The following is a 620-nucleotide window of genomic DNA, read 5'->3' on the forward strand; positions in this document are numbered from 1 at the left end:
GCTTTGGGCAATCGCGCTTCATTACCTATGTTACGCCCGCTTCCAGTGGTCAGGATCCGCAAACGTCCTGCTTAGCGCAGCGCCTTGAGCTAGATCCGGCGTCTTACAGTAATAGCGGGGTTTGCTGGGAGTGATTGCTCGGCAGGCCCCAAAAAGGACTTTCGTCATTTCTCATCAATGGGGCAAGGGTACAAAATTTCCTCCAGCAGGGTAAGCCGCGCCCGAGAAGGCCACAGATCAATTGGCCAAAGTCGAGCTGAAACTCCGTTTCATAACGGGTTGATCAGCTTCACGGTTGGGTGAACGGCAGGCGTCGCGGGCGTTGAGAGAGTGTCTGACGCTCACCCGAGAGATCCGATGTCGACGCCCATCGCTCGTGCCGAGCTTGTGCGCGAAACCTTGCCGTAAGCAACCTGCCTGCGCGACGCCGAATGGGCCGTTCTCGCGCCGCAACTGCCACCGCCTGCTCGGACAGGCCGCCCGTGGCTCTGGTCGCAACGCACCATGCTCGACGGTATACTCTACGTCCTGCGCGCCGGCTGCGCCTGTCGTCACCTGCCATCCTACCTCCCGCCCTGGGGAATGCTATACTGTAAGCTTTCTTCCGAGCCCACCTACCG

Annotated in this window: 1 protein-coding gene; it reads left to right on the forward strand. The window is 59.8% G+C overall.

All coding sequences use genetic code 11. From position 1 onward, the window contains the following. Nucleotides 1–417 precede the first annotated feature (417 nt). Nucleotides 418–620: transposase (locus VQ02_RS36560; RefSeq protein WP_245239944.1), on the forward strand; the 203-nt coding region annotated here is incomplete at its 3' end.

It is taken from the genome of Methylobacterium variabile, from assembly GCF_001043975.1.
GTDB lineage: Bacteria > Pseudomonadota > Alphaproteobacteria > Rhizobiales > Beijerinckiaceae > Methylobacterium > Methylobacterium variabile.